The organism is Streptomyces sp. CO7 (assembly GCF_053474865.1).
Genome location: NZ_JBRIOU010000006.1, coordinates 1 through 21,963 on the forward strand (window position 1 = coordinate 1; position 21,963 = coordinate 21,963).

Annotated in this window: 22 protein-coding genes, 1 tRNA gene and 1 pseudogene; 11 read left to right on the plus strand and 13 right to left on the minus strand. The window is 71.7% G+C overall.

Going from position 1 to position 21,963, the window contains the following annotated elements; all coding sequences use genetic code 11:
* Positions 1 to 364: 364 nt before the first annotated feature.
* Both ACOV8S_RS21345 and ACOV8S_RS21350 read left to right on the plus strand, forming a co-directional pair.
* On the plus strand, positions 365 to 727 hold the full coding sequence (locus ACOV8S_RS21345; RefSeq protein WP_448319488.1) for a hypothetical protein: 363 nt from the start codon (positions 365 to 367) through the stop codon (positions 725 to 727).
* Positions 724 to 861 (plus strand): hypothetical protein, encoded by a 138-nt coding sequence (locus ACOV8S_RS21350; protein WP_448319490.1) that lies wholly within the window; start codon positions 724 to 726, stop codon positions 859 to 861. The genes ACOV8S_RS21345 and ACOV8S_RS21350 overlap by 4 nt, the downstream gene beginning before the upstream one ends.
* Positions 862 to 1,168: 307 nt before the next feature.
* Here ACOV8S_RS21350 and ACOV8S_RS21355 read toward each other — a convergent pair whose 3' ends face one another.
* The 5 genes from ACOV8S_RS21355 to ACOV8S_RS21375 form a co-directional block, all read right to left on the minus strand.
* Entirely contained in the window at positions 1,169 to 1,663 is a 495-nt protein-coding gene (locus tag ACOV8S_RS21355) for a hypothetical protein (protein WP_448319491.1), read from the minus strand.
* A gap of 464 nt (positions 1,664 to 2,127) precedes the next feature.
* Positions 2,128 to 3,057, minus strand: coding sequence for a restriction endonuclease (locus ACOV8S_RS21360; protein WP_448319493.1), 930 nt, complete (start codon positions 3,055 to 3,057; stop codon positions 2,128 to 2,130).
* A gap of 302 nt (positions 3,058 to 3,359) precedes the next feature.
* The gene (locus ACOV8S_RS21365) at positions 3,360 to 3,899 is read right to left on the minus strand and encodes a tetratricopeptide repeat protein (RefSeq protein ID WP_448319494.1); all 540 of its coding nucleotides are present in this window, start codon (positions 3,897 to 3,899) and stop codon (positions 3,360 to 3,362) included.
* A gap of 188 nt (positions 3,900 to 4,087) precedes the next feature.
* Entirely contained in the window at positions 4,088 to 4,510 is a 423-nt protein-coding gene (locus ACOV8S_RS21370; protein WP_448319495.1) for a GNAT family acetyltransferase, read from the minus strand.
* 212 nt (positions 4,511 to 4,722) lie between these two features.
* On the minus strand, positions 4,723 to 6,012 hold the full coding sequence (locus ACOV8S_RS21375) for an MFS transporter (RefSeq protein ID WP_448319497.1): 1,290 nt from the start codon (positions 6,010 to 6,012) through the stop codon (positions 4,723 to 4,725).
* Between the two features lie 154 nt (positions 6,013 to 6,166).
* Between ACOV8S_RS21375 and ACOV8S_RS21380 the strand changes: the two genes are divergently transcribed.
* Positions 6,167 to 7,105 carry a helix-turn-helix domain-containing protein gene (locus ACOV8S_RS21380; RefSeq protein WP_448319498.1) on the plus strand — a complete coding sequence of 313 codons (939 nt, stop codon included), beginning with the start codon at positions 6,167 to 6,169 and terminating at the stop codon, positions 7,103 to 7,105.
* Between the two features lie 340 nt (positions 7,106 to 7,445).
* On the plus strand, positions 7,446 to 7,826 hold the full coding sequence (locus ACOV8S_RS21385) for a hypothetical protein (protein ID WP_448319500.1): 381 nt from the start codon (positions 7,446 to 7,448) through the stop codon (positions 7,824 to 7,826).
* A gap of 123 nt (positions 7,827 to 7,949) precedes the next feature.
* Here the strand turns inward: ACOV8S_RS21385 and ACOV8S_RS21390 are convergent, their stop codons facing one another.
* The 6 genes and pseudogenes from ACOV8S_RS21390 to ACOV8S_RS21415 form a co-directional block, all read right to left on the minus strand.
* On the minus strand, positions 7,950 to 9,752 hold the full coding sequence (locus tag ACOV8S_RS21390) for a chitinase (RefSeq protein WP_448319502.1): 1,803 nt from the start codon (positions 9,750 to 9,752) through the stop codon (positions 7,950 to 7,952).
* A gap of 1,355 nt (positions 9,753 to 11,107) precedes the next feature.
* A tRNA-Arg gene (locus ACOV8S_RS21395) sits at positions 11,108 to 11,226 on the minus strand.
* A 129-nt stretch (positions 11,227 to 11,355) separates the two neighbouring features.
* Positions 11,356 to 11,691, minus strand: a complete 336-nt coding sequence (locus tag ACOV8S_RS21400; protein ID WP_448319503.1) for a MerR family transcriptional regulator — start codon at positions 11,689 to 11,691, stop codon at positions 11,356 to 11,358.
* A gap of 771 nt (positions 11,692 to 12,462) precedes the next feature.
* Positions 12,463 to 12,759: pseudogene (locus tag ACOV8S_RS21405) on the minus strand (histidine kinase dimerization/phosphoacceptor domain-containing protein); the annotation flags it as partial.
* A gap of 95 nt (positions 12,760 to 12,854) precedes the next feature.
* The gene (locus ACOV8S_RS21410; RefSeq protein WP_448319504.1) at positions 12,855 to 13,499 is read right to left on the minus strand and encodes a helix-turn-helix domain-containing protein; all 645 of its coding nucleotides are present in this window, start codon (positions 13,497 to 13,499) and stop codon (positions 12,855 to 12,857) included.
* A complete protein-coding gene (locus ACOV8S_RS21415; RefSeq protein WP_448320101.1) occupies positions 13,403 to 13,933 on the minus strand; it encodes an AraC-like ligand-binding domain-containing protein in 531 nt (176 codons plus the stop codon). The genes ACOV8S_RS21410 and ACOV8S_RS21415 overlap by 97 nt, the downstream gene beginning before the upstream one ends.
* A 264-nt stretch (positions 13,934 to 14,197) precedes the next feature.
* Between ACOV8S_RS21415 and ACOV8S_RS21420 the strand changes: the two genes are divergently transcribed.
* Both ACOV8S_RS21420 and ACOV8S_RS21425 read left to right on the plus strand, forming a co-directional pair.
* Positions 14,198 to 14,632, plus strand: a complete 435-nt coding sequence (locus ACOV8S_RS21420) for a hypothetical protein (RefSeq protein WP_448319506.1) — start codon at positions 14,198 to 14,200, stop codon at positions 14,630 to 14,632.
* Positions 14,633 to 14,863: 231 nt separating this feature from the next.
* On the plus strand, positions 14,864 to 15,742 hold the full coding sequence (locus ACOV8S_RS21425) for a hypothetical protein (RefSeq protein WP_448319507.1): 879 nt from the start codon (positions 14,864 to 14,866) through the stop codon (positions 15,740 to 15,742).
* A gap of 21 nt (positions 15,743 to 15,763) precedes the next feature.
* On the opposite strand, the gene ACOV8S_RS21430 is transcribed toward ACOV8S_RS21425, so the two are convergent.
* Together ACOV8S_RS21430 and ACOV8S_RS21435 are read right to left on the minus strand one after the other, a co-directional pair.
* Positions 15,764 to 16,864 carry a hypothetical protein gene (locus ACOV8S_RS21430; RefSeq protein WP_448319508.1) on the minus strand — a complete coding sequence of 367 codons (1,101 nt, stop codon included), beginning with the start codon at positions 16,862 to 16,864 and terminating at the stop codon, positions 15,764 to 15,766.
* A 110-nt stretch (positions 16,865 to 16,974) separates the two neighbouring features.
* Positions 16,975 to 17,322: a sterol-binding protein gene (locus ACOV8S_RS21435; protein WP_448319510.1), complete on the minus strand. Its 348-nt coding sequence runs from the start codon at positions 17,320 to 17,322 to the stop codon at positions 16,975 to 16,977.
* Between the two features lie 42 nt (positions 17,323 to 17,364).
* Between ACOV8S_RS21435 and ACOV8S_RS21440 the strand changes: the two genes are divergently transcribed.
* The 5 genes from ACOV8S_RS21440 to ACOV8S_RS21460 all read left to right on the plus strand — a co-directional run.
* Entirely contained in the window at positions 17,365 to 17,637 is a 273-nt protein-coding gene (locus tag ACOV8S_RS21440) for a hypothetical protein (RefSeq protein ID WP_448319511.1), read from the plus strand.
* Between the two features lie 7 nt (positions 17,638 to 17,644).
* Complete coding sequence (locus ACOV8S_RS21445) at positions 17,645 to 18,460, plus strand: TlyA family RNA methyltransferase (RefSeq protein ID WP_448319512.1); 816 nt, start codon at positions 17,645 to 17,647, stop codon at positions 18,458 to 18,460.
* A complete protein-coding gene (locus ACOV8S_RS21450; RefSeq protein WP_448319513.1) occupies positions 18,457 to 19,374 on the plus strand; it encodes an NAD kinase in 918 nt (305 codons plus the stop codon). The genes ACOV8S_RS21445 and ACOV8S_RS21450 overlap by 4 nt, the downstream gene beginning before the upstream one ends.
* An 89-nt stretch (positions 19,375 to 19,463) precedes the next feature.
* Positions 19,464 to 21,191 carry a DNA repair protein RecN gene (gene recN / locus ACOV8S_RS21455; RefSeq protein WP_448320102.1) on the plus strand — a complete coding sequence of 576 codons (1,728 nt, stop codon included), beginning with the start codon at positions 19,464 to 19,466 and terminating at the stop codon, positions 21,189 to 21,191.
* A gap of 233 nt (positions 21,192 to 21,424) precedes the next feature.
* On the plus strand, positions 21,425 to 21,963 hold a 539-nt coding region (locus ACOV8S_RS21460; RefSeq protein ID WP_448319515.1), incomplete at its 3' end, for a glycosyltransferase.

Below are 21,963 nucleotides of genomic sequence, written 5' to 3' on the forward strand. Positions count from 1 at the left end.
ACACCCACTCGAACCCCCCTCGACACCCGGCCGCCTCGAGCCGGGCCGCCTCGACCGCGCCTTCGTCCGCCTGGTCGACGAGCGCTACCAGGCAGCCATAGCCGCAGGGCCCGCCTCCCTGCTCGCCGAGTTCCAGAACCAACCGGGCGGAAGCTGAGGCGCGTCGGCCGTCCTCGGCATCGGGGCGGCGTTCGTGGCGTACTCGGTCCGACGGTGGACATGGAGTGGGCCTGCTACGGCCGGCTCTCGGGCGCGTGCGGAACGCCCTTGACCGTTTATGCGCCACACCTCATAGTCCGACGGTGAACAACCCCCGTGGGCGCGTCCGGGTGCCCTCACTCTTGTCTGCGCGCTGTCCCTGACCATGCTGACGGGCTGCGCCGACGGCACGGCCGCGAAGCCGTCCCGCACCACGTCGCCCTCCGCGTCCGCGACCCCTGAGGTCAGGGCCCTCAGCCAGAAGAAGCTCGACACACTCGCCCTGGCGGACGGCGATCTGCCGATGTACAAGGTCCGGGAAGCGCCCACGGATCAGCTGTTCCACGGTTCCTGGGACGACGTGCAGATCCGCGGCAACAAGGAGTGCAAGCCGCTCGTACAGGTGATCAGCCTGGCCCCGGTGGGCGACGCGAAGGCACACGTCATCCGCACCGCCGTGGAGATTCCCGACGTCGAGCCCGCGGCCGACGGAAGAGCGCCGGACCTCAGCCTCAAGGCCAGGACATGATGGCGCTCGACAGCACCGCGGTCACCGTTTCCACCTACAGCGGGAACGACGCCGAGCAGGCCATGAAGAACGTGACCGACGCAGCGCGGAAGTGCACGCGGTCCAGGCGCCAGCCGGGCGCTGCGGGCGCGTGAGAAACTGGCCGCCGTACCTCTTCGCCGGCACGGAGGCACCGCGCGAGCAGCGAGCAGCGAGCAGCACAATGTCGACGCGTACGGGCAAGGAGCCGGCCCGCATCGGCCGTCACCAGAGCGAGTGGTGCAGGCCCGCGTGATGCTCTTCCGGGCACTGGCTGCGGTCGGGCTCAGGCCGCCCGCGCAGGCCGACGCGACCGTGGCGCGGGTCCTGCTTGGTGGCGGTAGCGTGTGATCCCTGACGCCCTCAACAACTCGTAGGCCGTCTCATTCGGATCTTGCCGCGAAACCCCGCCAGGCGGGCGGATCACATGGAGCCGAAGAACCGCGTCCACCAGGTGGGCCGCGCTGCGAAGTGCTCCAGCGCGCTGGGGCCCTCATAGTCGCTCTCCAGCAGTTCCTCGGGCACGCTCACATAGCCGAGGTCGGCCAGCGCCCGCTCCACGGTGGCGAGGTCGGCGAGGTCCAGCGCCCCCTCCTCGCAGGCCTCTTCCGTGCCGAGGAAGGCCCCCGGGTTGTCGGCACAGACCTCGGCGAGGGAGCCGAACTTGCTTATGCAGACCACGATCCGCGTTCCGCGGATCGTCGCCTCCGCCGACACGTGGACACGCCCGTACTCGCTGGAGTCCTGCGTGTCCTGCTCGAACTCGCAATGGGCGCCGAAGTCTGTCTCGAGCCGACGCACCAACCCGCCGAACGCGAGGCTCGCTGCGACGCGGTCGTAGTTCAGCGGCCGCTCCAGTCGCTCGGGGTCGTCGAGTTCACGCAGGAGGGCCAACAGTTCCGTCTCGCTCATCGTCATCCGCCCATCCTGCCGTCCGGCGGGTGGAAACAGAGAAGCGGGGAAAGGAGCGGCAAGCTGACGAGACGGCCCAGGTGGGGCCAGAACAAGCCGGTACCCCGGGGCCAGAGAAGGCCGTCCTGGACAGTGCGGGCGTACGGGCCGGGCAGCCGGCCCGCCGAGCACGGCCGCTGCACGCTGGTCGGCCGCCAAGAGTGTGATCGTGTGCGAGCGGATGCAAGGCCGTGCCGTTCCGGATGCGCAGCCGGTGGGACAGGCGCTCGAGGTCGGCCTGCTGGACGACCTCGAGTTCGCGTGGGGACCACGGACCCGGTTCGACCGGTGAACGACCCGGCCGGGCCGGAGGCTTGCCGCGTCGGGCCGGCTGCCGGAGCCCTGCCGGGCGGCCGTCAGGGTCGGCAGGTCGTGCGCCGGCCGCGTTGCTGTCCACTGGGACCTCACTGCGGCCCCAGGATTCACGCGCCTCAGGTCGCCGGCTCGTGCGAGGTGGCGGTCGCGCCGCGGGTGTTCCAGCGGATCAGCAGGGTCGCGGCCGTGACAGCCAGCGCCGTGTTCACCAGGACGCCGGCGGCGCCGGCATGCCACAGCCGGGCGTTGGTGAGCCAGGCCACCGGCAGGTCCAGCAGGAACAGGCCCAGGCCGGTCGGCCAGTAGCGGCGGTGGGACTTCTCCCGGATGCCCGAGGTGATCAGGACGGCGGGAACCACCAGCATCAGCAGCGTCACGAGTGTCTGGTTCGGGCGGGGGTCGAAGGCCGCGCCACCAGGGACGAACAGCGCTACGGCGGTCAGGAGGAGGCCCAGGATGATCCGGCCCGAACCGGGTCGTCCGTCTCGCCGGGCGGCAGGGGACGACACGGGGACGGAGACCGGCGCCTGCGACGCGGAAGATGGCGGAGCCGAGGCCGTTGCGATGCGGCGGGCCGGGGCGTTGACCGCGGTCATCGAGCCGTCCAGGCCGTAGACGAACAGCGCGATGCCGTTCTCGGCGGCGTACTCGATCGCGGTGGCAGCGTAGCTGCTGCCCGTGAAGAAGAGCAGGTCCTTGTCCAGGGCCCGGCCGCGGGCCCCGAACAGGCGCTGCAGCTCGGGTCGCCCCACTGCGGCTGCCTGGTATTTGACCTGTCCCAGTGCCCGCCGTGAGCGTACGTCGACCCCGCCGTCGCTCCCGCCGGGCTGGGCCCGGGCATCCTTGTAGCCCCAGTGGCGCATCCAGGCCGCGGCGTTGTGCTCGGCTTCCTGCCAGGACTGGATCTGGCGTCCGGCCGGAGGCCGCGATGGGCTGAGGGTAGGGGTGTCGTCGCTGGTCACAGTCGTGAAGTATTGCCGAAGCGGTCCCCGTGCCTCTCCCTGGGGTATGCCGGTAAGCACGGCTCGAGCCCGGCAGTACGGCACTCGGTGATGGCTTCAGAATGATGGCTCGTCGGTCCACAGGTGCGTCGTCGGCACGAGTGGTGGCGGAGGGCTTCTGTGCAACAGGATGACCAGGGCCTCCTCAACGCGGCCAAGGTCGACGAGGTAGCCGGCGCGGTCATGGCTGTTCCTGCGGTCATGCTGCTGGAGGACGGTGACGGCTTCCTCGGTGCGCCCGGCACCGGCGAGGAGGTGTGCAATGTGCTCCGCCGCGTATCACGTGGTGCCTTCGGGGTGGGCGCGGGCCCGTTCAACCGCCTCGTCGACCCCACTGCAGGCGGCGATCAGCGGCAACCGCATCCAGAACAGCTCCCCCCGTCCCCACCCCTGCGCTGGGCGTCGACGGCATCCAGGTGGGCCAGGCCGTCGGCGGGGCGGCCCTGGTCGAGACACAGCTCGGACAAAGCGTGGAGAATCCAGTCTTCGCTGTGGTGGGCATCGGCCTGGGCACGCATCACGGCGATCGCCTCTCCACCACGTCCGTGTCGGGCCAGGAGCTGCGCAAGCTCGTAAGCCGAGTTCGCGTCCCGGGCCGCGGGGCCGTCGGCCTGACCGTATACGGCGATCGCGCCCTCCACGTCGCCATCCTCCTCCAGCAGCTCCGCCAGCCGCTGGACGGCCTCCTCATGTCCGTCCAGCACCGCGTAGGCGCGCAGTTCCTCGATCCGGCCGTGCCGGGCCAAGAGGTCGGCGAGTTGGTCCCGACTGTTGACCGAGGTGATCTGCCGGCGGCGCCTGAAGGGGGCGCGGGCGATGCGGAGCCTGAGGCGCCGGCGGGCGTGGAGGCCTCCCGGCGCCTGGGCCACCGGTGCGGCGGCGTCCACCGCCGCCGCACCGGTGCAGCTGTCAGCTCGTTCGGACCGATCCGCGCCGAGGGAACGTAGGCGCAGGTCGGCGCCCTGTCCGCGGAGGGCGTGACAGGCGGCGTGACAGTGGGAACAACCGCTCGCCGCGCTCCGGGCGCAGCCCTCCGCGGCCGTCCGTCTCCGGCGCCTGCGTCGGATGCGGTTGCTCAGCTGACATCGCTGATCAGGCGTTTGCCGAGGCTGATGGCCTCGTAGGGTGCGTAGCCCAGGCGCTCGTAGAAATCGATGACGCCGATGTTGTCGGGCCGGACCTGCAGTTGCACCTTCGGGCACCCCAGTGCTGCCAGCGCTGCCTCTGCCTGCTCGACGAGCGCGCGGCCCAGGCCGGTCCCCCTGCGATCGTCGCCGACCGCAAGGTAGTTGATCCATCCGCGATGGCCGTCGTAGCCGGCCATCACCGTGCCCACGATGCGGCCGTCGTCCTCGGCCACGAAGAACATCTCCGGCTGCACCGTTTGCTTGCGCCGCACGTCCGCCCACGGGCTGTTCCACGGCCGCGTCAGCCCTGCCTTCTCCCACAATGCGACCACCGCATCGATGTCGGGGCCCTCGAACGGTCGGATCGTCATCGCACCTGCTCCTTCGCCATCTCTCTTCTGCATGATCGGATCGTTGATGCTCGGGCCGGCGCGGCCCTGGCCCTTCGGCTACGCGTGGTGACTGCGGCGACCGGGAGGGTGTCGGGCGGCGCGCCGCATGAGCCGTAGGACGTGCGCACCTGGTGTCCCGCCGCGAGCTGCGGCCGGCACCGGCACGGAAAGTGACGTTGCAGCGAATCGTCCTACTGATTGCTCGCTTCGGCGGTGGCGAGCACTGGCCCGCTCCGGCGAGGTGGGCCTGGGTCGAGTGAGGCCGCTGAACGATCGCATTGGTGCGTCGCCGTGTTCGGCTCCCTTGCCTCGGCAGCCCGGCGGGCAATCATGGCGATCCCGGATGCCGAGGCGAGGAACACGAGGGCGAGGAGGCCCCATCCCGGCGTGCCCAGGTCGATCACCGTGAGCGTGACCACCGCTGGCGCGGCCATTGCGCCCAGTGCGTACCCCGTTTGGTGCACGCCTTGGTAGGCGCCCATCCGCTCCGGGTCGGCCAGTTCGAAGCTCAGAACCCACCCAGCCGCGCTCGATGTGATCTCGGCGAGCGAGTGGACGAGCGCCGCGGCCAGGAGGACGGCCGCCGCTGCCATGGGCGTGGCCCGGCCCGCCGCGGCCCACAGGACACACGCGCCGGCCATCAGCCACCCGGCCCGTGCCATCGTCCGGCTCGCGCCGCGCACATCGGCGGTTGTGCGGCTCATCGGGATCTGCAGTGCGATGACGACTCCGGTGTTCACGAGCAGCAGGAGTGAGACCAGCACGTCCGGTGCCTGTGTGTGCGCGACGACCCACAGCGGCATGGCGACCTCGAAGAGGCCGAACTGGATCCCGAACACTCCACCGAGCGCCGTCACCGCGAGGAAGGGGACGTTCCGGTGCGGCGGTCGTCCGGGTGTGGCCGGGCGGGCGGCGTCACCGGTGCCGGTCACCGCCGAGCGGCGGGCGTCCACGCGGTTCGCGGGCAGGCGTGTGAGCATGAGCGCCGACGCGAGGAAGAGCGCACCGGCCACCGCCATCGTGATCCGGTAGGCGTGCCCGGTTCCGACCGCGAGGGGGATCGCTGCGACCGCCGTGCCCGCGGCCATCCCGAGGTTCGTCACCGTCCGCATCGTCGCGCGGATCCTCACGCGCTCGTCACCCGGGAAGGCCCTGCCCACGGCGGCGGACCGCACCGTGGAGTTTCCCTGCTGGGCGAGCATCACCAGGGAGGCGACCGCCGCCAGGGACGGCAGATCACGAACGACGAGGTACGCCCCGAGGGCGCATCCCTGCAGGAGATGCAACGTGAGCAGCATCTTCCGCGCGCTCCGCCGGTCGGCGAGGTGCCCGAAGACCAGTGAGCTGAGCAGCCCGACACCGCCGGCGATCGTCAGAGCGAGTCCCACCGCCATCACCGGGATGCCGACAACGGTGGTCAGGTACAGCGACGTCAGCGCGAAGAATGCTCCGCGGCCCCCAGCGTCCACGAAGGCGACCACGAGCAGAAGTCTGAGCGTCGTGTCCCTCCGGACAAGGGCGCGAATGGGGACGACGGGAAGTGCGGTGGTTCTCACCGGACCATTTCTGCAGCACGCAGCCTCACGGCCAATAGATGTAGAATAATGCTTCATGATCCGGTACGTCTTGCAGTCCGTGGACGTCTCCGCGGTGCGGTTCGGCATCTCGCCGCTCACTGAGCTCGGCCTCGGGCTGCGAGCGCTGCGCGTCCCCGACGCGCTCCCTCTCCAGCGCCCCTGGCTACAACGCATCGCTCCCATCCGTCCGCTCCTCGACACCGAGGTGCTGCTCGCACTCGTCAACGACAGTCGACGGGTCGCCGACTTCGTCAATCCGCGGCCGGAGTCACCGCTCACTGCCTTCGACGACGAACTCGAGGACCTCGCGCGCATCACGCCGGAGAGGCTCCAAGGAGACCTCGCACGCGTGCACGGTGCCGTTCCGCCGGTGTTCCGCGGACCGCACGAACAGGTCGTCGGCCGCATGCGCTCGGCACTCGCCTCGGCGTGGAAGCTTTGTTTCGTCCCGTACTGGCATCGCATGCGGGCCGTGATGCAGGCGGACATCACCCACCACAGCCGCATCGCCTCCCAGGCCGGCATCGGCGCGATGCTCGGCGGCCTGTCGAGCGCGGTCACCTTCGACGGCCGGCACCTCGACGTACGCCTGAGCAGTCCCGCGCCACGCGTCCGGCCGGTTCACGGCGAGGGAGTGACACTCGTGCCCTCCATGTTCGTGGCGCGCGCCTCCACCCCGCTCGACGAGGAGCTGCCACCGACGATCGTGTATCCCGCTCGCGGTCAGGGCACCATGTGGTCGACGACAGAGCGCCCGGACGCCGGCGCGGTACGTGACCTGCTCGGCGCAACCCGCGCCGCCCTCCTGACAGCGCTCGGCGAACCGGCCTCGTCGACCGAACTCGCCCTGCGCCTCGGCGTCACCACGTCCGCAGTGAACCAGCACCTCCGCGTCCTGGAACGCGGCGGCCTCCTCAACCGCGCACGCCATGGCCGGAGCGTCCTCTACTACCGCAGCGACCTGGGCGAAACGCTGTCCGGCCAGTCCGGCCATTAAGGACCGACCCTCCCTGGGGCACGTCGTCGTGCGCGAGACGACAAAGGCCGCGCCGAATCTCTCCGACGGTGCCTCCGGGCGCTCAGGCCGACAGTTGCTGCTGTGCTTCGGCGTAGGAGCTGGAGGGAGCCAGCTCGGCCCTCTTTTCGAAGAAGTGCAGACCAGCTGTCCTCAGCGCTTCCGTGAACTCCACCAGCGCAGCGTCCGCCTTTCTGACGGGTGCGGGCATGGCGGGTGCGTCACGGTTCCACCGGCGCCGCGGTGGTGGCCCAGGTGTGGGCGGCGGGTCGAGGGCTCGTAAGGTCCGTTTCGTTGGCGGAACGACGGAGGGGTTCTTCTCGTGCGGGTAACGGTTGATGAGACGACGACTCAGGTTCTGGTGAAGGCGTACACGACGTTGCTGCTCGAGGACTTCACCATGCAGGTGGGGCAGCGGACCGCGCGCATCAAGAAGGCGACGGTCTACTGGACGTATCTGGATGGCGGGTGGCAGATCAGCTTCGTACACGTGTGGGGTCCGGTCGTTCGCAAGAGCGATGGCGCCGAGTCTTCACGGCACGTCTCGGAGGCCACCAGGCCCGCAGGCACTGACGGCTCGGCGTACGGCGTTGTCACTCCCCAGGAGATCGTCGATGTCGCCCTGGCGAATACCCCGGACTGGATTCCTGAGATCAACGGGACGAAGTACCCGCGTGCCGCGAACCTCAAGAGCAGTCTGTAGCGATCACGGTCGGCGTTGTGAGGACCGTGCTGGTCGCTGTGAAGGGGAGGCCTTGAAGTGCAGTGTGGCCTGCCTGTTCCCCGCGAGGTGACGGGTTGAGCCGTCACCTCGCGGGGTGGGTGGTCAGTTCCAGGAGTAGGCGTCGAAGTTTCGGCTGAACTCCCAGTTGTTGAAGCGGTCCCAGTTGATCGACCAGGTCATCAGACCGCGCAGGGACGACCAGGTGCCGTGGGTCTGGTAGGTGCCGCAGTTCTGCTTCTTGGTGAGGCAGTCCAGGGCCTTGTCGACCTCGGCGGGGCTGGTGTGGCCGTTGCCGGCCTGGGTGGAGGCGGGCAGGCCGATGGCGACCTGGTCGGGGCGCAGGCCGGGAAAGAAGCGGTCGGTGTTGCCCGCGACGGGGAAGCCGGTGAGCAGCATGTCGGTCATGGCGATGTGGAAGTCGGCGCCGCCCATGGAGTGGTACTGGTTGTCCAGGCCCATGATGGGGCCGGAGTTGTAGTCCTGGACGTGGAGCAGGGTGAGGTCGTCGCGCAGTGCGTGGATGACGGGCAGGTAGGCGCCGGCGCGCGGGTCCTGGCCGCCCCAGGGGCCGGAGCCGTAGTACTGGTAGCCGAGCTGGACGAAGAAGGTCTCCGGGGCCATCGTCAGGACGAACTTGGTGCCGTACTTGGCCTTGAGGGTCTTGATGGCCTGGATGAGGTGGACGACGACCGGGCTGGTGGGGTTGCGGAAGTCCGTGTCGCCGTTCTGGAGCGAGAGCGAGTGGCCTTCGAAGTCGATGTCGAGGCCGTCGAGCCCGTATTCGTCGATGATCTTCGAGACGGAGGAGACGAAGGTGTCGCGGGCGGCCGGAGTGGTGAGCTGGACCTGCCCGTTCTGGCCGCCGATGGAGATGAGGACCTTCTTGCCGGCGGCCTGCTTCGCCTTGATGGCGGCCTTGAAGTCGGCGGGTGACTCGACGCCAGGGCACTCGGCGGCCGGGCAGAGGCTGAAGCGGATGTCGCCGGAGGTGACCGAAGTGGGCTCGCCGAAGGCGAGGTTGATGACGTCCCAGGAGTCGGGTACGTCGGCCATGCGGGTGTAGCCGGAGCCGTTGGCGAAGCTGGCGTGGAGGTAGCCGACGAGGGCGCGGGCGGGCAGCTCGCCGCCTGTCCCGCCGTCTGCGGAGGCCGTGGTGGCGGTGACGGGCGCGGACTTCGCGGACTCACCCGCGCTGTTGGCCGCAGAGACCTGAAAAAAGTACGCGGTCTTCGGGCTGAGGCCGGTGGCGGTGTACGAGGTGGCGGTGACGGTGCCGAGCAGGCTCCCGCTCCGGTAGACCTTGTAGGAGGTGGCTCCCGCGACGGCGGGCCAGCTCAGAGGCACCGAGGTGGTGGTGGGTGTGCCGGCGGCGAGGCCCGTCGGGGCGGCGGGGATCTGGACGGGGTCGCCGCCGGGACCGAGGAGGGAGAGGTCGTCGGCCTGGTAGGCGGGGGTGCCGTACCAGCCGTGGGTGTAGATGGTGACCGAGGTGGTGTTCGCGCCGGTGGCGAAGGTCTTGGTGAGTTTCTGCCAGTCGGGGGCGGACTGGGTCCAGGCGTACCCGTCGGTGGTGTTGGTGCCTGTGACGCCGAGGTACACGTAGCTGCCGCGGACCCAGCCGCTCAACGTGTAGGTCGCGTTCGGCTTCACGGTGACGGTCTGGGAGCACTTGGCGTTGTCGCTGCCGGCAGGCGTGGCCTGCAGCGCCTTCGTGCCGCTGCGCACGGGGGTGGTGACGGCGGCGCCGCTGCCCGCGGTACAGCTCCAGCCGTCCAGGCCGGCCTCGAAACCACCGTTGCGGGCGAGTTCGGAGTCCGCGGCCTGGGCGGTGGGGGTGAGGGCTGCGAGCCCGCCGGCGGCGAGCGCAGCCACCAGGAGCAGGGTGAGGGGTCTGGCGCGGTCCACGACTGCCTCCGGGGGTGAGGGATCGGAGTGGAGCGCGCCACAGCATGGTCCAGACCAATCAAGTGGTCAAGACCTCTGTACGGGACAGGGACTCGACCGGACGACCGGCGGCGTGCCGGCCCGGGGTGCTCCGCAGGCCGCCGACGACCACACCCTCGTCATGTTCGTCCGCGGCGTCGGCGTCGACGGTCGCCACCGATCGCGTGCTCGGCCCCTGGGCAGCCCTGCATCGTGGAGGACGATGCTCGGCCAAGGCGTGCTCCCGGGTGGGGAAGACGACGGCCGAGACCGTGGCGCGCTCGGGCGGGCGCGGCCTTCGGGCGGAGTGGGTCCAGTGTCTTCCGCACCAGGCGCCTCGGACCTGTACCGGCAGGTGATGGGCGGACCGGAGGCGTTGGTGGCGGTGGCGGTGGCGCCGTGGTCGACGTCAGACGGCCGGAATCGCCGGGGGTCTGAGGTCACGTTCCATGACGAGGACCACACCTCCACGCCCACTTGATGTCGAGGCACTCTTCCCTGAACTGGCTGCCTACCGAGGTACGACGAGGCGGTTCCATCCGCGCCCGGGCAGCCTGACGATGTCGGTCAGCTCGGTGGGCGGTCCGATGCCATGGGCGGCGGACGAGCCGTGGCCGATGTGCGGCGAGGCCTATGGCCGCGGGCGGGGTCGGCGTCCGACCGACATCCACCAGTGCTGGCGGATCCTGGCTGCCGCATGGGCCCCGGGAACAGACCCGGGGCCCACCGAGGAGGAACGAGAGCTCTTGGCCGAGCTGCGCCTCGAGCACCGGCTTCCCTGGGCGTCGGAGACGGATTCGCTGCCGCCGCTGATCGGCCTCTCTCAGCTGTACCGGCGGGATGTCCCGGACCTACCGGCAGGGCCGGACGACTGCGACGGGCTCCAGGTGTTCTGGTGCCTCTTCAACGCACACCGCCCGAGCCGGTACGACCTGGAGCTGCACCTGCACTGGCGGCGGTCGCTGGAAGTCGGGGAAGCGCTGGCCACACCCTCGCAGCCGCTGGTCGTCAGGCCCGACGGATTTGTGCCCGAGCCCTGCGAGCTCCACACGGAACTGGTGGTCGGTCACCCGTTCGCCGGGCCTCCTACCCGCGGTAGCTGGACGCCGCTGGATGACCGAGACCTGCCAACCCACCGGTTTCACCACCCCCACCGAAGTCACCGTGGGCCCCACCGATCCCGGGAATCTTGCGCCAGAACCTGAGAAGCGACAGCACCCGTGCTCACCGATGATCGAGCGCCGCGGCCCTGGGCTACTGGATGCTCCAGCGGTGGGGATGTCTGAACCTGGACCGACATCGCAGTGCTTGCGCTGCGCAGAGTTCCAGGTCGGCTGCGGTGCCGACGGGATTCGAACCCGCGGACGGAGAGGGGCAGGTCCGCCCCGTCTCCGTCAGTCGCCGTGAGCGGGACCTCGCCCGCGGCGATCGCAATGGGCCGCTCTGCCACGGCACCACAGCCTGCGGGAGGGCGCGCCACCCCGCTCCGGCCCAAGGTAGAGGATCCGACCTGTGCGCGGACTGTTTCTCCAGCCTCGGCAACCGCTACAGCAGGCGGTGTTCAGCCAGGAGGCGGGCGGCGTCGTCAGGCCGAGGTCTTCTGCCGCTCCCGGCCTTGTGCGCGCAGTTGTTCGTTGATGCGCTGGGCTTCCTCGAGTTGGTCCTCGAGGATGACGATGCGGCAGGCGGCCTCGATGGGAGTGCCTTGGTCGACGAGTTCGCGGGCGCGGGCGGCGATCCGCAGCTGGTACCGGGAGTAACGCCGGTGTCCGCCCGCCGAGCGCAGTGGGGTGATGAGGCGGGCCTCGCCGATGGCGCGCAGGAAGCCCGGGGTGGTGCCGAGCAATTCGGCGGCCCGGCCCATGGTGTAGGCGGGGTAGTCGTCATCCTCGAGCCGCCCGTACGAGTCGTCTGCTGTCATTGCACCTCTCTCTGTGGAACGCGTGGAGGGGCCCGGGTGCCAGTTGGCACCCGGGCCCCGAAGGAACTGCTACACCATCTGCCGGCCCTGATTCTGCGCCGGCCTTCTTTTTCCGCCCACCCGACCGAAATGACGTCGGGGCTGCGGGGATCGCGGTTGCTTGACCGGAGACCACCTCACTATCGATGTCCTGCGGTACCCGGACCCGCGTGGCGTCCGGGCGATCCTGATGGCGCCTGGTTCCTCCGTTCTTCCCTCTGGTATCAATCACTTGCCAAGCAGGGACTGCGTACTGCTCTTGCGACCCGCTTGTCCTCCTGCGGCCTGTGCCAGCGCCGCTTTCGGCAGCCAGCCCCGTCGCCCGTACTGCGTCTGCTCTGGCTTGGAACCCCACTGCCGAACTTCCCGGAGCGCGCGCCCGCAGCCGACGCCTTCACCGAGGTGCTGCTCACTACTTCACTTCACTGCTGCGTGCTTCTACCTGCGGGTACTGCGGTACTGCTGCGGCAGCCCCTGATGACTACGGGCCACCCGGTCCGGTTGCCAGTCCCGTCGCCGTCCTGCAACAGCCATGGCTTCGGAACTCCGCCACCGCACCGTCCTGCGCACTGCGAATTTCTGTACTTCTGCCCGGCAGTTCATCTCTGCCGAACCTTCGGACTCTCTGGCTACGAGAGAACCCATAACCACACGCCCGCCTAATGTCTACTGCCGCGAGGATAGATTTTCGTACGCGGCGTGGAGAGGTGATCGCTCTCGGAGGGGAGGGTGAACGCACAGGACGGTGTCGAGTTCGGCAAGGGTGCGGCGGGTGGTGTCCTCGATCGCGGCGAGTGCTTCGCGGGCGAAGTGCGGGTCGCGCTCCAGCACGCGTCGTGCGGCGGTCGCCTGGAGCGACACGGCGCTGAGGGCGTGGCCGATCGAGTCGTGCAGTTCGCGGGCGAGGCGGTTGCGCAGAGCGAGGTCGGCGCGTGCTTCGGCCGCTGCGATCCGTTCCTCGGGCGAGGGGCCGAGCATCGCCGGAGCCCAGCGGGCCAGGAACATCCCGCAGCCGGCCGCGCAGGCGGCGCGTGGGAGCTGTGTTTCGTCCCGTACTGGCATCGCATGCGTTGGACTGCCGCTGGGCAACGGGTGAGGTCGAGGAAACAGATGCGCTGGGGTGCCTACGACGCTACGACAGCCGAGCCGGCCGGGCAGGCGCTCACCGGGCTGGGCCTCACGCCGCCGGGAGATCCGGCTCCGGCGCGTCTTGGGGGTGGGGCGCCGCCGTCGCCCGTCTCCTGCGCCCTGCGACCCCGGGCCAGCAGCCGGTATCCGCCTGGTGGCACCCCCTCCCGCTTGCGGAAGGCGCGGCTGAACTCCGAGGAGCGGGGGAAGCCCCACCGTGCCCCGATCGCGTGCACCGGCACCGAGAGGAGTGCCGGGTCCGCCAGGTCACGGCGGCAGCGTGCGAGGCGGCGTTCGAGGATGAACGTCGACGGGGTCGTCCCCTGGTCCTGGAAGACCAGTTGCAGGTAGCGCAGTGAGATGCCCAGTGCCCGCTCCACCACGGCCGGCGAGAGCGAGGGGTCGGCGAGGTGCCGTTCCACCAGCGCGGCGCACTTCATGAACAGCACCCTGCGCTGCGAATCAGGTGCCAACCGCGCGTCCGTGTCGGTGAAGTGGCCGAGCACCGCGCCCGCCAGGTCCACCGCGCTCTGGCCCGTACGGGTCACGTCGTGGGGAGACAGGGAGGTGTACTCGTCCACCAGCCCGCGGAGCAGGCCCGCGAGGACCTTTCCCAGTCCGGACGCCACGGGCAGCGGCACGGCCAGCAGGTCAGCCGGGACTGCGGAAGCCGGACGAGCTGATGGGGAAGGCGCAGCACCAGCGCGCCCGAGAGGCTCGACGTGACGGCGGTACGGGCCGTGAAGGGCAGGGAGGAGTCGCACAGCACCATTTCGCCGGGCCGCACCAGCGCCTGCCTGCGATGCTGCTCGACGCCTTGGCCGCCATGGGTGACCAGGACCAGTTCGTACACCTCCGGATCGTCACGTCGGATCAGGCGCCGGCAACGCCCTGCCGTCATCGCGCTGTAGGTGGCCTCGGTCAGCTCTCCGCAGCCCAGCGGCATGGAGGCCAGGCGGCCCCGGTGGTCCTGCGGGTCGAGGAAGCGGCAGGTCACCGGTAGTACGGTCCGGCTGACGGCTTCCTCCCAGGCGTCCGCCCGTTCAGGGCATGGCAAAGCCTCGAGATCGAACATGGTGCGCACAACGTCCCCCCTGTGGTCCCCCGACTGCGATGCACCCCACGCCTTGCGCTGCCTCGCCATTACATCTGTTCGACGCGCGTCAGGGAAACAACGGTTCGCCCTCCGCCAATCACTGTGCGCCGACGGCACATGCGTCACGTCCTTCGCGCCCAGCAAGGTGGCATCGCTCGCCCAGCCGGTGCTGCCCGGGATCACTCACCCGGGCCGGAGGTCCGGCGGGGCGGCGACCCATCCGTCACACCACAGGAGACAGACATGAGCCTGAGCCTGCGCAAGAAGCTGGCGTTCGGCGCCGCCACGGCCGCACTGGCGGCCTCGGCGGGAATGCTCACCGCCGCCCCTGCATCGGCCGGCCCGAACTGCGCCTCCGGGTACCACTGCATCTTCTACCTGGGCATCAACAACTCCGCGCGCCACTCGTACTACAACTCCGACAACAACTTCTCGGGCGACACGTTCAACCAGCTCACCACCCGCGCGGGCGCCGGCCTCAGCGCGAACAACAACACGGTGTCCGCGAGCAACTCCTCCAGCTCCGGTCTGGAGAGCCACTACTACAACGGCACGGGCTACAGCGGCTTCGTGTTCTGCGTGAACCCGGGCTCGTACGTGGACTACCTGCCCACCGCCCACCAGAACCAGGCCAGCTCGCTCCAGCTGCGGGGCACCACGACCACCTCCTGTTACTGACGGTCGGCTGCCCGGCGGGAGCGGTGGTGGCGGGGCCGACCGGCCGTCGCCGCTCCCGCCGGGCGTGCGCCGCCGCACGGCCCCGCTTCACCCGCACGACCGGACCCGCACGTCGTCAGCACGCCCGGAGGACGCCTCATGCCACCGACGAGTTCACCCACCGGACCGTCCGACCGACAGCCGCCGACACCGCCTGCGCGTTCACGCCGCAAGGCCGGCGTTCTCCTTCTCGTGCTCGCTCCGGTGGTGCTGGCGGCGACGATCGGCTGGAGCCTCGGTCACGACGAGGACGCCGGGGCCGCGCGCGCCGCGGACGCCGCCGAGCTGACCGCGTTGCGGAACTCCCTGCCGTTGCAGGCGTTGCTGAACTCCTCCCCCGACGCGGCCCGCAGGGCCCACCGCGCGGAGCAGTCGCTGATCGCCGCCTGCATGACCGGTCGGGGGGTCCGGTACGACCGGGCTCCCGACCCGGCGCCGGCCGGTTCGGAGACGGCCGGCACCACCCAGCTCCACTTCGGCATCGAGTCCGTCGGCCCCTCCGACGGGGAGGCTGCGGCGGGCTCGCAGCCTCCCCCGGCCGAGCGCCGGCGTGACAAGGCTTTCGACCTGGCTCTCTACGGCGACCCGGAGAAGCGGATCTCCGCCAGGAACCGGGCCATCCGCGTCACCCGTCCCGCCACCGGCTGCCTCGCCGAGGCTCAGATGCGTCTCCTCGGCGGCAAGGACGCCCGCAGACGCGACCTCGGCCTTCGCCTCGTCCTCGACCAGGGTGAACGCGACGCGGCGGCGGCGCTGGCCGACGACCCTGGCCTGCGCACCGCCGACGCTGACTGGAGCGCGTGCATGGCCGACCGGGGCGTCGGGGCCGCCACCCCGGCGCGGTTCGCGCAGCAGCTCCCCGAGGGCACCGACCTCGCCACGGATCCGTCGGTCGCCGCCGACCTCGACTGCAAGCGGAGCACCGACTACCTGGAGCGCGCCTACGGCCGTCTGGCCGCGCTCCAGCAGGACTGGCTCGACCGGCATGCGGAGGACGCGGACGCCTGGCGTGCCCTTCGCGTCCGGGAGGCGAAGGAGGCCGACGAGGTGCTGGAGAGCCGCGAGGGGTAGGTCGTCCCGGCGGGGGCGGAGTCAGGTTCCCGCGGCGGAGGGGGTGGAGGTGCGGGCGAACCATGCCCGCGTGTCCTCGGCGGAGAGGACGGCGGTCACCTCGGCCGAGCCCGGGAGGGCGGGGAAGAACCGGTCGGCGTTCCAACTGCGCTTGTACGAAGGCTCGTCAAGGACGAGGAGGCGGCGTCCGTCCACCACGGGTATGTCGGTGGGCAGCCCTTCGTTCCAGATCCGCTCACCGTCCGGGGCGACGAGCTCGAAGGCCCCCGTCGCCACGGTGTCGGTGATCCCCTGGGCGGGTGCCGGATCCGTGGCCAGGCGGACGCTGTCGGCGGACGGGGCGGTACCGGGCACGTGGCCGCCGCCGATGAGGACGTGGGCGAGCAGCGTGTGCAGCTGGAAGTTGTCGCCGATGCCTCCGATACGTACCGCGAAGCCCTTGCCGGTGGGCCGGTGCAGCACGATCAGCGGCTCGTCGTCCAGGACGGCCAGCGCGTAGTGCAGGCACTTGAGGTCGTGCCGTTGCAGCTCCGCCAGTTCGAGGCAGACGGGGAGCAGCGCGGGCGCGTACCGCCGGCGTACCTCCGCGTCGCGGAGCAGCACGGCCAGGGCGGGCGGCTGCCAGTTCTCGGCGGCGCACCAGGCCAGGGCCAGCCGAAGCGCCTCGTAGTGCTGGTCCTCGTCGTCCTTCCCGTCGCCGCTCCCGCGCACCCTGGCCAGGAGCGCGTCGTCGATGCTCTCCTCGTCGGGTGCCGGGAGTTCGTCGCCCGCTCCCCCGCCGGCGGTCCAGCGCCGGGCGAACTCCAGGGCGTCGGCCAGGTCCTTGCGGACGGCGTCGAGTATCGGTTCCGCGCAGGCGAGTGGTTCGGCGCCGCGTTCCACGCAGAAGCCGGCGGCGTGCGCCAGGTAGGGGCGCGGCCCGACGGGCGGGAACGCGGGCAGCAGCGCGGCCAATCGCGGTCCCGCGGCGATGAGTTCGCTCTGCGCGGCCTGCTGCAGAGCGCCCATGACGGCGGCGAACGCCTGCTCGGTGCGGGCCCCGTCACGGGTGCCGACGGCCTGCTCGAGCTCGGACACGAGTGCGCCGAGATCGGCGCCCTTCTTCTTCCTGTTGAAGATCACCGGCACACCTTAGAGGGATGGTCGGACATACGGTCGACCACCCCGGTGTCCCGGCCGGGCTGGGTCGGGGCGTCCGGTGGCCCTCGGGCGCCGCCGTTGACGCGGCGCGGTCAGGGTGGGGTGCGGAGGTGGAGGAGGTCGCGGAGCGGGGCTTCGAGGGTGAGGCGGCCGGTGGCCCAGGCGCGGGGGAACGCGAGGGTGCCGGCGACCAGGGCGAGGAGGTCGTCGCCGGTGGTGGAGAGGCGGATGCGCGCCGGGTCGGAGGGCCGCCCGGGCACGACGTCCCGCACCTCCAGACGGCCCCCGGACAGCCGCCCCGTGAAGGTGACGTCCAGATCGGTGACGTGGCAGCTCACGCTCCGCTCGACCCCCGCCGCCTCCCGCACCGCGGCCGGCGCGGACGCCAGACGCCCGGCGAGCTCCTCCAGTGCCGCACGGCACTCCTCGATCGTGGCCATCGCGACAGACGGTACCCCCGCTCCACGCGGTAGCGTCGTGCCATGAGCGACACACCACCCGAACCGGCGGCCGAGGAGGCCGAAGGGGCGCAGGAGCAGGCCGACGACCCGGCCGCCCCCGCCCCGCTCGGGGTGCCCCGCACGCCCACCGGCGACGCCCGGGTCGACACCGCGCTGGAGCGCCTCGCCGACGCCGACCACCTCGCCGCCGACGGCCACCTCGAGGTGTACGAGGATGTACACCGGGCGCTGCGCGAGGCGCTCACCGCGCTGGACAACCCCATCGCGTCGATGCCGCACGACAACAGGAGCTGAACCGAACGTGGCAGGAGTGGCACGCCGCCGTCTCGACGCCGAGCTGGTGCGCAGGAAGCTGGCCCGCTCGCGGGAGCACGCGAGCCAGCTGATCGCCGCCGGGCGGGTCACCGTCGGCAAGGCCGTGGCGACCAAGCCCGCCACCCAGGTGGAGACCGCGGCGGCGATCGTGGTCGCGCAGGACGACAGCGACCCCGAGTACGTCTCGCGGGGCGGCCACAAGCTGGCCGGCGCGCTGGAGGCGTTCGTGCCGCGCGGCCTGAAGGTCGAGGGGCGGCGGGCGCTGGACGCCGGCGCCTCCACCGGCGGGTTCACCGACGTGCTGCTGCGCGCAGGCGCGGCCCACGTGGTGGCCGTCGACGTCGGCTACGGACAGCTCGCCTGGTCGCTGCAGAGCGACGACCGGGTGACGGTGAAGGACCGGACGAACGTCCGGGAGCTGACCGTCGAGCAGATCGACGGCGTACCGGTCGACCTGGTCGTCGGCGACCTGTCGTTCATCCCGCTCGGTCTGGTGCTGCCCGCCCTGGTGCGGTGCACGGCGCCGGACGCGGACCTGGTGCTGATGGTCAAGCCGCAGTTCGAGGTGGGCAAGGAACGCCTCGGCAGCGGAGGCGTGGTGCGCAGCCCGGAGCTGCGCGCCGAGGCGGTGCGGGAGGTCGCGCGGCGGGCGGGCGAGCTGGGGCTCGGCGTCCTCGGCGTCACCGCCAGCCCGCTGCCCGGACCGTCCGGGAACGTCGAGTACTTCCTGTGGCTGCGTGCCGGGGCGCCCGCCCTGGACCCGGCCGACGTCGAACGCGCAGTGGCGGAGGGACCGCGTTGAGCGAATGCAGAACGGACGGGCAGGACCGCACGGTCTTCCTGCTCGCCCACACGGGGCGCCCCGCGGCCATCCGCAGCGCCGAACTGGTGGTGCGCGGCCTGCTCGACGCCGGGCTCGGCGTGCGGGTGCTGGAGTCGGAGGCGCACGACCTGCCGCTGCCGGACAGCGTGCAGACGGTCCCCGAGGCCACGCCCGCCTGCCTGGACGGGTGCGAGCTGCTGGTGGTCCTCGGAGGCGACGGCACCCTGCTGCGCGGCGCGGAGTTCGCCCGCGCCTCCGGCGTGCCGATGCTGGGCGTCAACCTGGGCCGGGTCGGCTTCCTCGCCGAGGCCGAGCGGGACGCGCTCGACCAGGTCGTGGAGCGGGTGGTCGCCCGCGACTACGAGGTCGAGGAGCGGATGACGGTCGACGTGGAGGTGCACCGCAACGGCAGCGTCGTCCACACCGACTGGGCGCTCAACGAGGCCGCCGTGCAGAAGGTGTCCGCGGAGAAGCTCCTCGAGGTCGTCCTGGAGATCGACGGACGGCCGGTGACCGGCTTCGGCTGCGACGGGATCATCTGCGCCACGCCCACCGGATCGACCGCCTACGCCTTCTCGGCCGGCGGGCCGGTGGTGTGGCCCGAGGTCGAGGCGCTGCTGATGGTGCCGATCAGCGCCCACGCGCTGTTCGCCAAGCCGCTGGTCACCTCGCCGGACTCGGTGCTGGTGGTGGAGGTGCTGCCGCACATCCCGCCCGGCGTGCTGTGGTGCGACGGGCGGCGCACGGTCGAACTCCCGCCGGGGGCCCGGGTGGAGGTCCGCCGGGGCGCCGTTCCGGTGCGGCTGGCGCGACTGCACCACGCCTCGTTCACCGACCGGCTGGTCGCCAAGTTCGCCCTCCCCGTCTCCGGCTGGCGCGGCGCGCCGCACTGACCGGCGGCGCCCGCGGGCGGCACGCCCGGACGGGGGCGCGTCGCGATCATGGCCGAAGACCTCGTAAGGTCGGGGGCGTGTTGGAGGAGATGCGGATACGGTCGCTCGGAGTCATCGACGACGCGGTCGTCGAGCTGTCCCCCGGTTTCACCGCCGTCACGGGCGAGACCGGTGCGGGCAAGACGATGGTCGTCACCAGCCTCGGTCTGCTGCTCGGCGGACGCGCCGATCCCGCCCTGGTGCGGATCGGCGCGAAGAACGCGGTGGTCGAGGGCCGCATCGCGCTGCCCGCAGGCGCGCCCGCCGTCACCCGTGCCGAGGAGGCCGGCGCCGAGCTCGACGACGGCGCCCTGCTGATCAGCCGCACGGTCTCCGCCGAGGGCCGCTCGCGTGCCCACCTGGGCGGGCGCGGCGTGCCCGTCGGCCTCCTCGCGGAGCTGGCCGACGAACTGGTCGCGGTGCACGGGCAGACCGACCAGCAGGGCCTGCTGAAGCAGAACCGCCAGCGCCAGGCGCTGGACCGGTACGCGGGCGCGGCGGTGGCCGGCCCGCTGGAGAAGTACACGGACGCCTACCGGCGGCTGCGGGCGGTCTCCGCCGAGCTGGAGGAGATCACCACCCGGGCCCGCGAGCGCGCCCAGGAGGCCGACCTGCTCCGCTACGGCCTGGAGGAGATCAACGCCGTCGAGCCGCGGCAGGGCGAGGACACCGAGCTGGCCGCCGAGGCGCAGCGGCTCGGGCACGCCGAGGCGCTGGCGCAGGCCGCCACCGTCGCGCACACCGCGCTGGCCGGCGACCCCGAGGACCCCGAGGGCGTCGACGCCGGCTCCCTCGTCTCGGGCGCCCAGCGCGCCTTGGAGGCGGTCCGCTCGCACGACCCGGCGCTGGCCGCGCTGGCCGACCGGGTCGGTGAGATCGGCATCCTCCTTGCCGACGTCTCCGGCGAACTCGCCGGGTACGCCGGGAACCTGGACGCCGACCCGCGCCGGCTCGCCGCGGTGGAGGAGCGCCGGGCCGCGCTGACCGCGCTGACGCGCAAGTACGGCGAGGACGTCGCCGCGGTGCTGGCCTGGGCGGAGCAGTCGGCCGCCCGGCTCACCGAGCTGGAGGGCGACGACGACCGGGTGGGCGACCTCACCGCCGAGCGGGACGCGCTGCGCGCCGAACTCGGCACGCTCGCTCAGCAGTTGACCGACGCGCGCACCGAGGCCGCCGAGCGGTTCGCCGCCGCGGTCACCGAGGAGCTGGCCTCGCTGGCCATGCCGCACGCGCGGGTCTCGTTCTCCGTCCGGCAGACCGAGGACCCCGAGGGCGTCGAGGTCGGCGGCCGCACGGTCTCCTACGGGCCGGCCGGCGTCGACGAGGTCGAGCTGCTGCTCGCCCCGCACCCCGGCGCCCCGGCACGCCCGATCGCCAAGGGCGCGTCCGGCGGTGAGCTGTCCCGGGTGATGCTCGCCGTCGAGGTGGTCTTCGCCGGCACCGACCCCGTCCCGACCTACCTGTTCGACGAGGTCGACGCGGGCGTCGGCGGCAAGGCCGCGGTGGAGATCGGGCGTCGTCTCGCCCGGCTGGCGCGGACCGCGCAGGTCGTCGTCGTCACCCATCTGCCGCAGGTGGCGGCGTTCGCCGACCGGCAGCTGCTGGTGGAGAAGACCAACGACGGGTCGGTCACCCGTTCGGGCGTGAAGGTGCTCGAGGGGGAGGACCGGATCCGTGAGCTGTCGCGGATGATGGCGGGCCAGGAGGATTCCGAAACGGCCCGGGCCCACGCCGAGGAGCTCCTGGAGTCGGCGGCGGCGGCGCGCGCCGAACTCTGAGCGCCACCGCCCGGGCGTCCGGCCCGGGCATCCGGCCCGGGCATACGGCCCGAGCGGCTGGGCCGTGCGGGTGGAGCCGGTCGGCGGGCCGCCCGGGCTCTGGCATCCTAGGCGGCGACGAACCAGCACGGGCGGGCGGCGGGGGACCCTCGCGGGCCCGCCGCCCGGCCGCCGCACCCCGGTGACCGACCGCACGAAGACCGCACGACGCTCGACCAGGAGCCCAGGCGCCCGTGACCCTTGTGAACACCCCCGCCCCCACCGGCCTCACGCCGCTGCGCACCGTCCAGGTGACCGGCGGCAGCGCGGCCGGGAGCACCCATGTGCGGTCGCTGACCGCCGGCCTGGTCGCCAGGGGCGTGCGGGTGACGGTGTGCGCCCCCAGCGACACCGAACACACCTACGGGTTCACCGCCGTCGGGGCGCGGCACGTGCCGATCCCGCGCAGCAGCGATCCCGCCTCGGTGGCGGCGCTGCGCATCGCGTGCTCCGACGCCGACGTGGTGCACGCGCACGGGCTGCACGCCTCGTTCCGCACGGTGCTGGCGCTGGGCGGCCGCCGTACGCCGCTGGTGGTGACCTGGCACAACCGGGCCAGGGCCGAGGGCGCGGCGCGGGCCGCGGTGCTGAAGGTGCTGGAGCGGCGGGTGGTGCGGGCGGCCGCGGTGGTCCTCGGGACCTCCTCCGGCCTGGTGGACCGGGCCCGGCGGCGGGGTGCGCGGGACGCGCGGCTGTCGGCGGTGGGCCTGCCGCGCGCCCTGCCGGCGGGCGC

Bases quoted from the DNA above. Each gene is read 5' to 3' on its own strand.
- ACOV8S_RS21345 (WP_448319488.1), top strand. From the start codon at position 365: ATGCTGACGGGCTGCGCCGACGGCACGGCCGCGAAGCCGTCCCGCACC.
- ACOV8S_RS21350 (WP_448319490.1), top strand. From the start codon at position 724: ATGATGGCGCTCGACAGCACCGCGGTCACCGTTTCCACCTACAGCGGG.
- ACOV8S_RS21355 (WP_448319491.1), bottom strand. From the start codon at position 1,663: ATGACGATGAGCGAGACGGAACTGTTGGCCCTCCTGCGTGAACTCGAC.
- ACOV8S_RS21370 (WP_448319495.1), bottom strand. From the start codon at position 4,510: ATGACGATCCGACCGTTCGAGGGCCCCGACATCGATGCGGTGGTCGCA.
- ACOV8S_RS21400 (WP_448319503.1), bottom strand. From the start codon at position 11,691: ATGACAGCAGACGACTCGTACGGGCGGCTCGAGGATGACGACTACCCC.
- ACOV8S_RS21415 (WP_448320101.1), bottom strand. From the start codon at position 13,933: ATGTTCGATCTCGAGGCTTTGCCATGCCCTGAACGGGCGGACGCCTGG.
- ACOV8S_RS21420 (WP_448319506.1), top strand. From the start codon at position 14,198: ATGAGCCTGAGCCTGCGCAAGAAGCTGGCGTTCGGCGCCGCCACGGCC.
- ACOV8S_RS21435 (WP_448319510.1), bottom strand. From the start codon at position 17,322: ATGGCCACGATCGAGGAGTGCCGTGCGGCACTGGAGGAGCTCGCCGGG.
- ACOV8S_RS21440 (WP_448319511.1), top strand. From the start codon at position 17,365: ATGAGCGACACACCACCCGAACCGGCGGCCGAGGAGGCCGAAGGGGCG.
- recN (WP_448320102.1), top strand. From the start codon at position 19,464: ATGCGGATACGGTCGCTCGGAGTCATCGACGACGCGGTCGTCGAGCTG.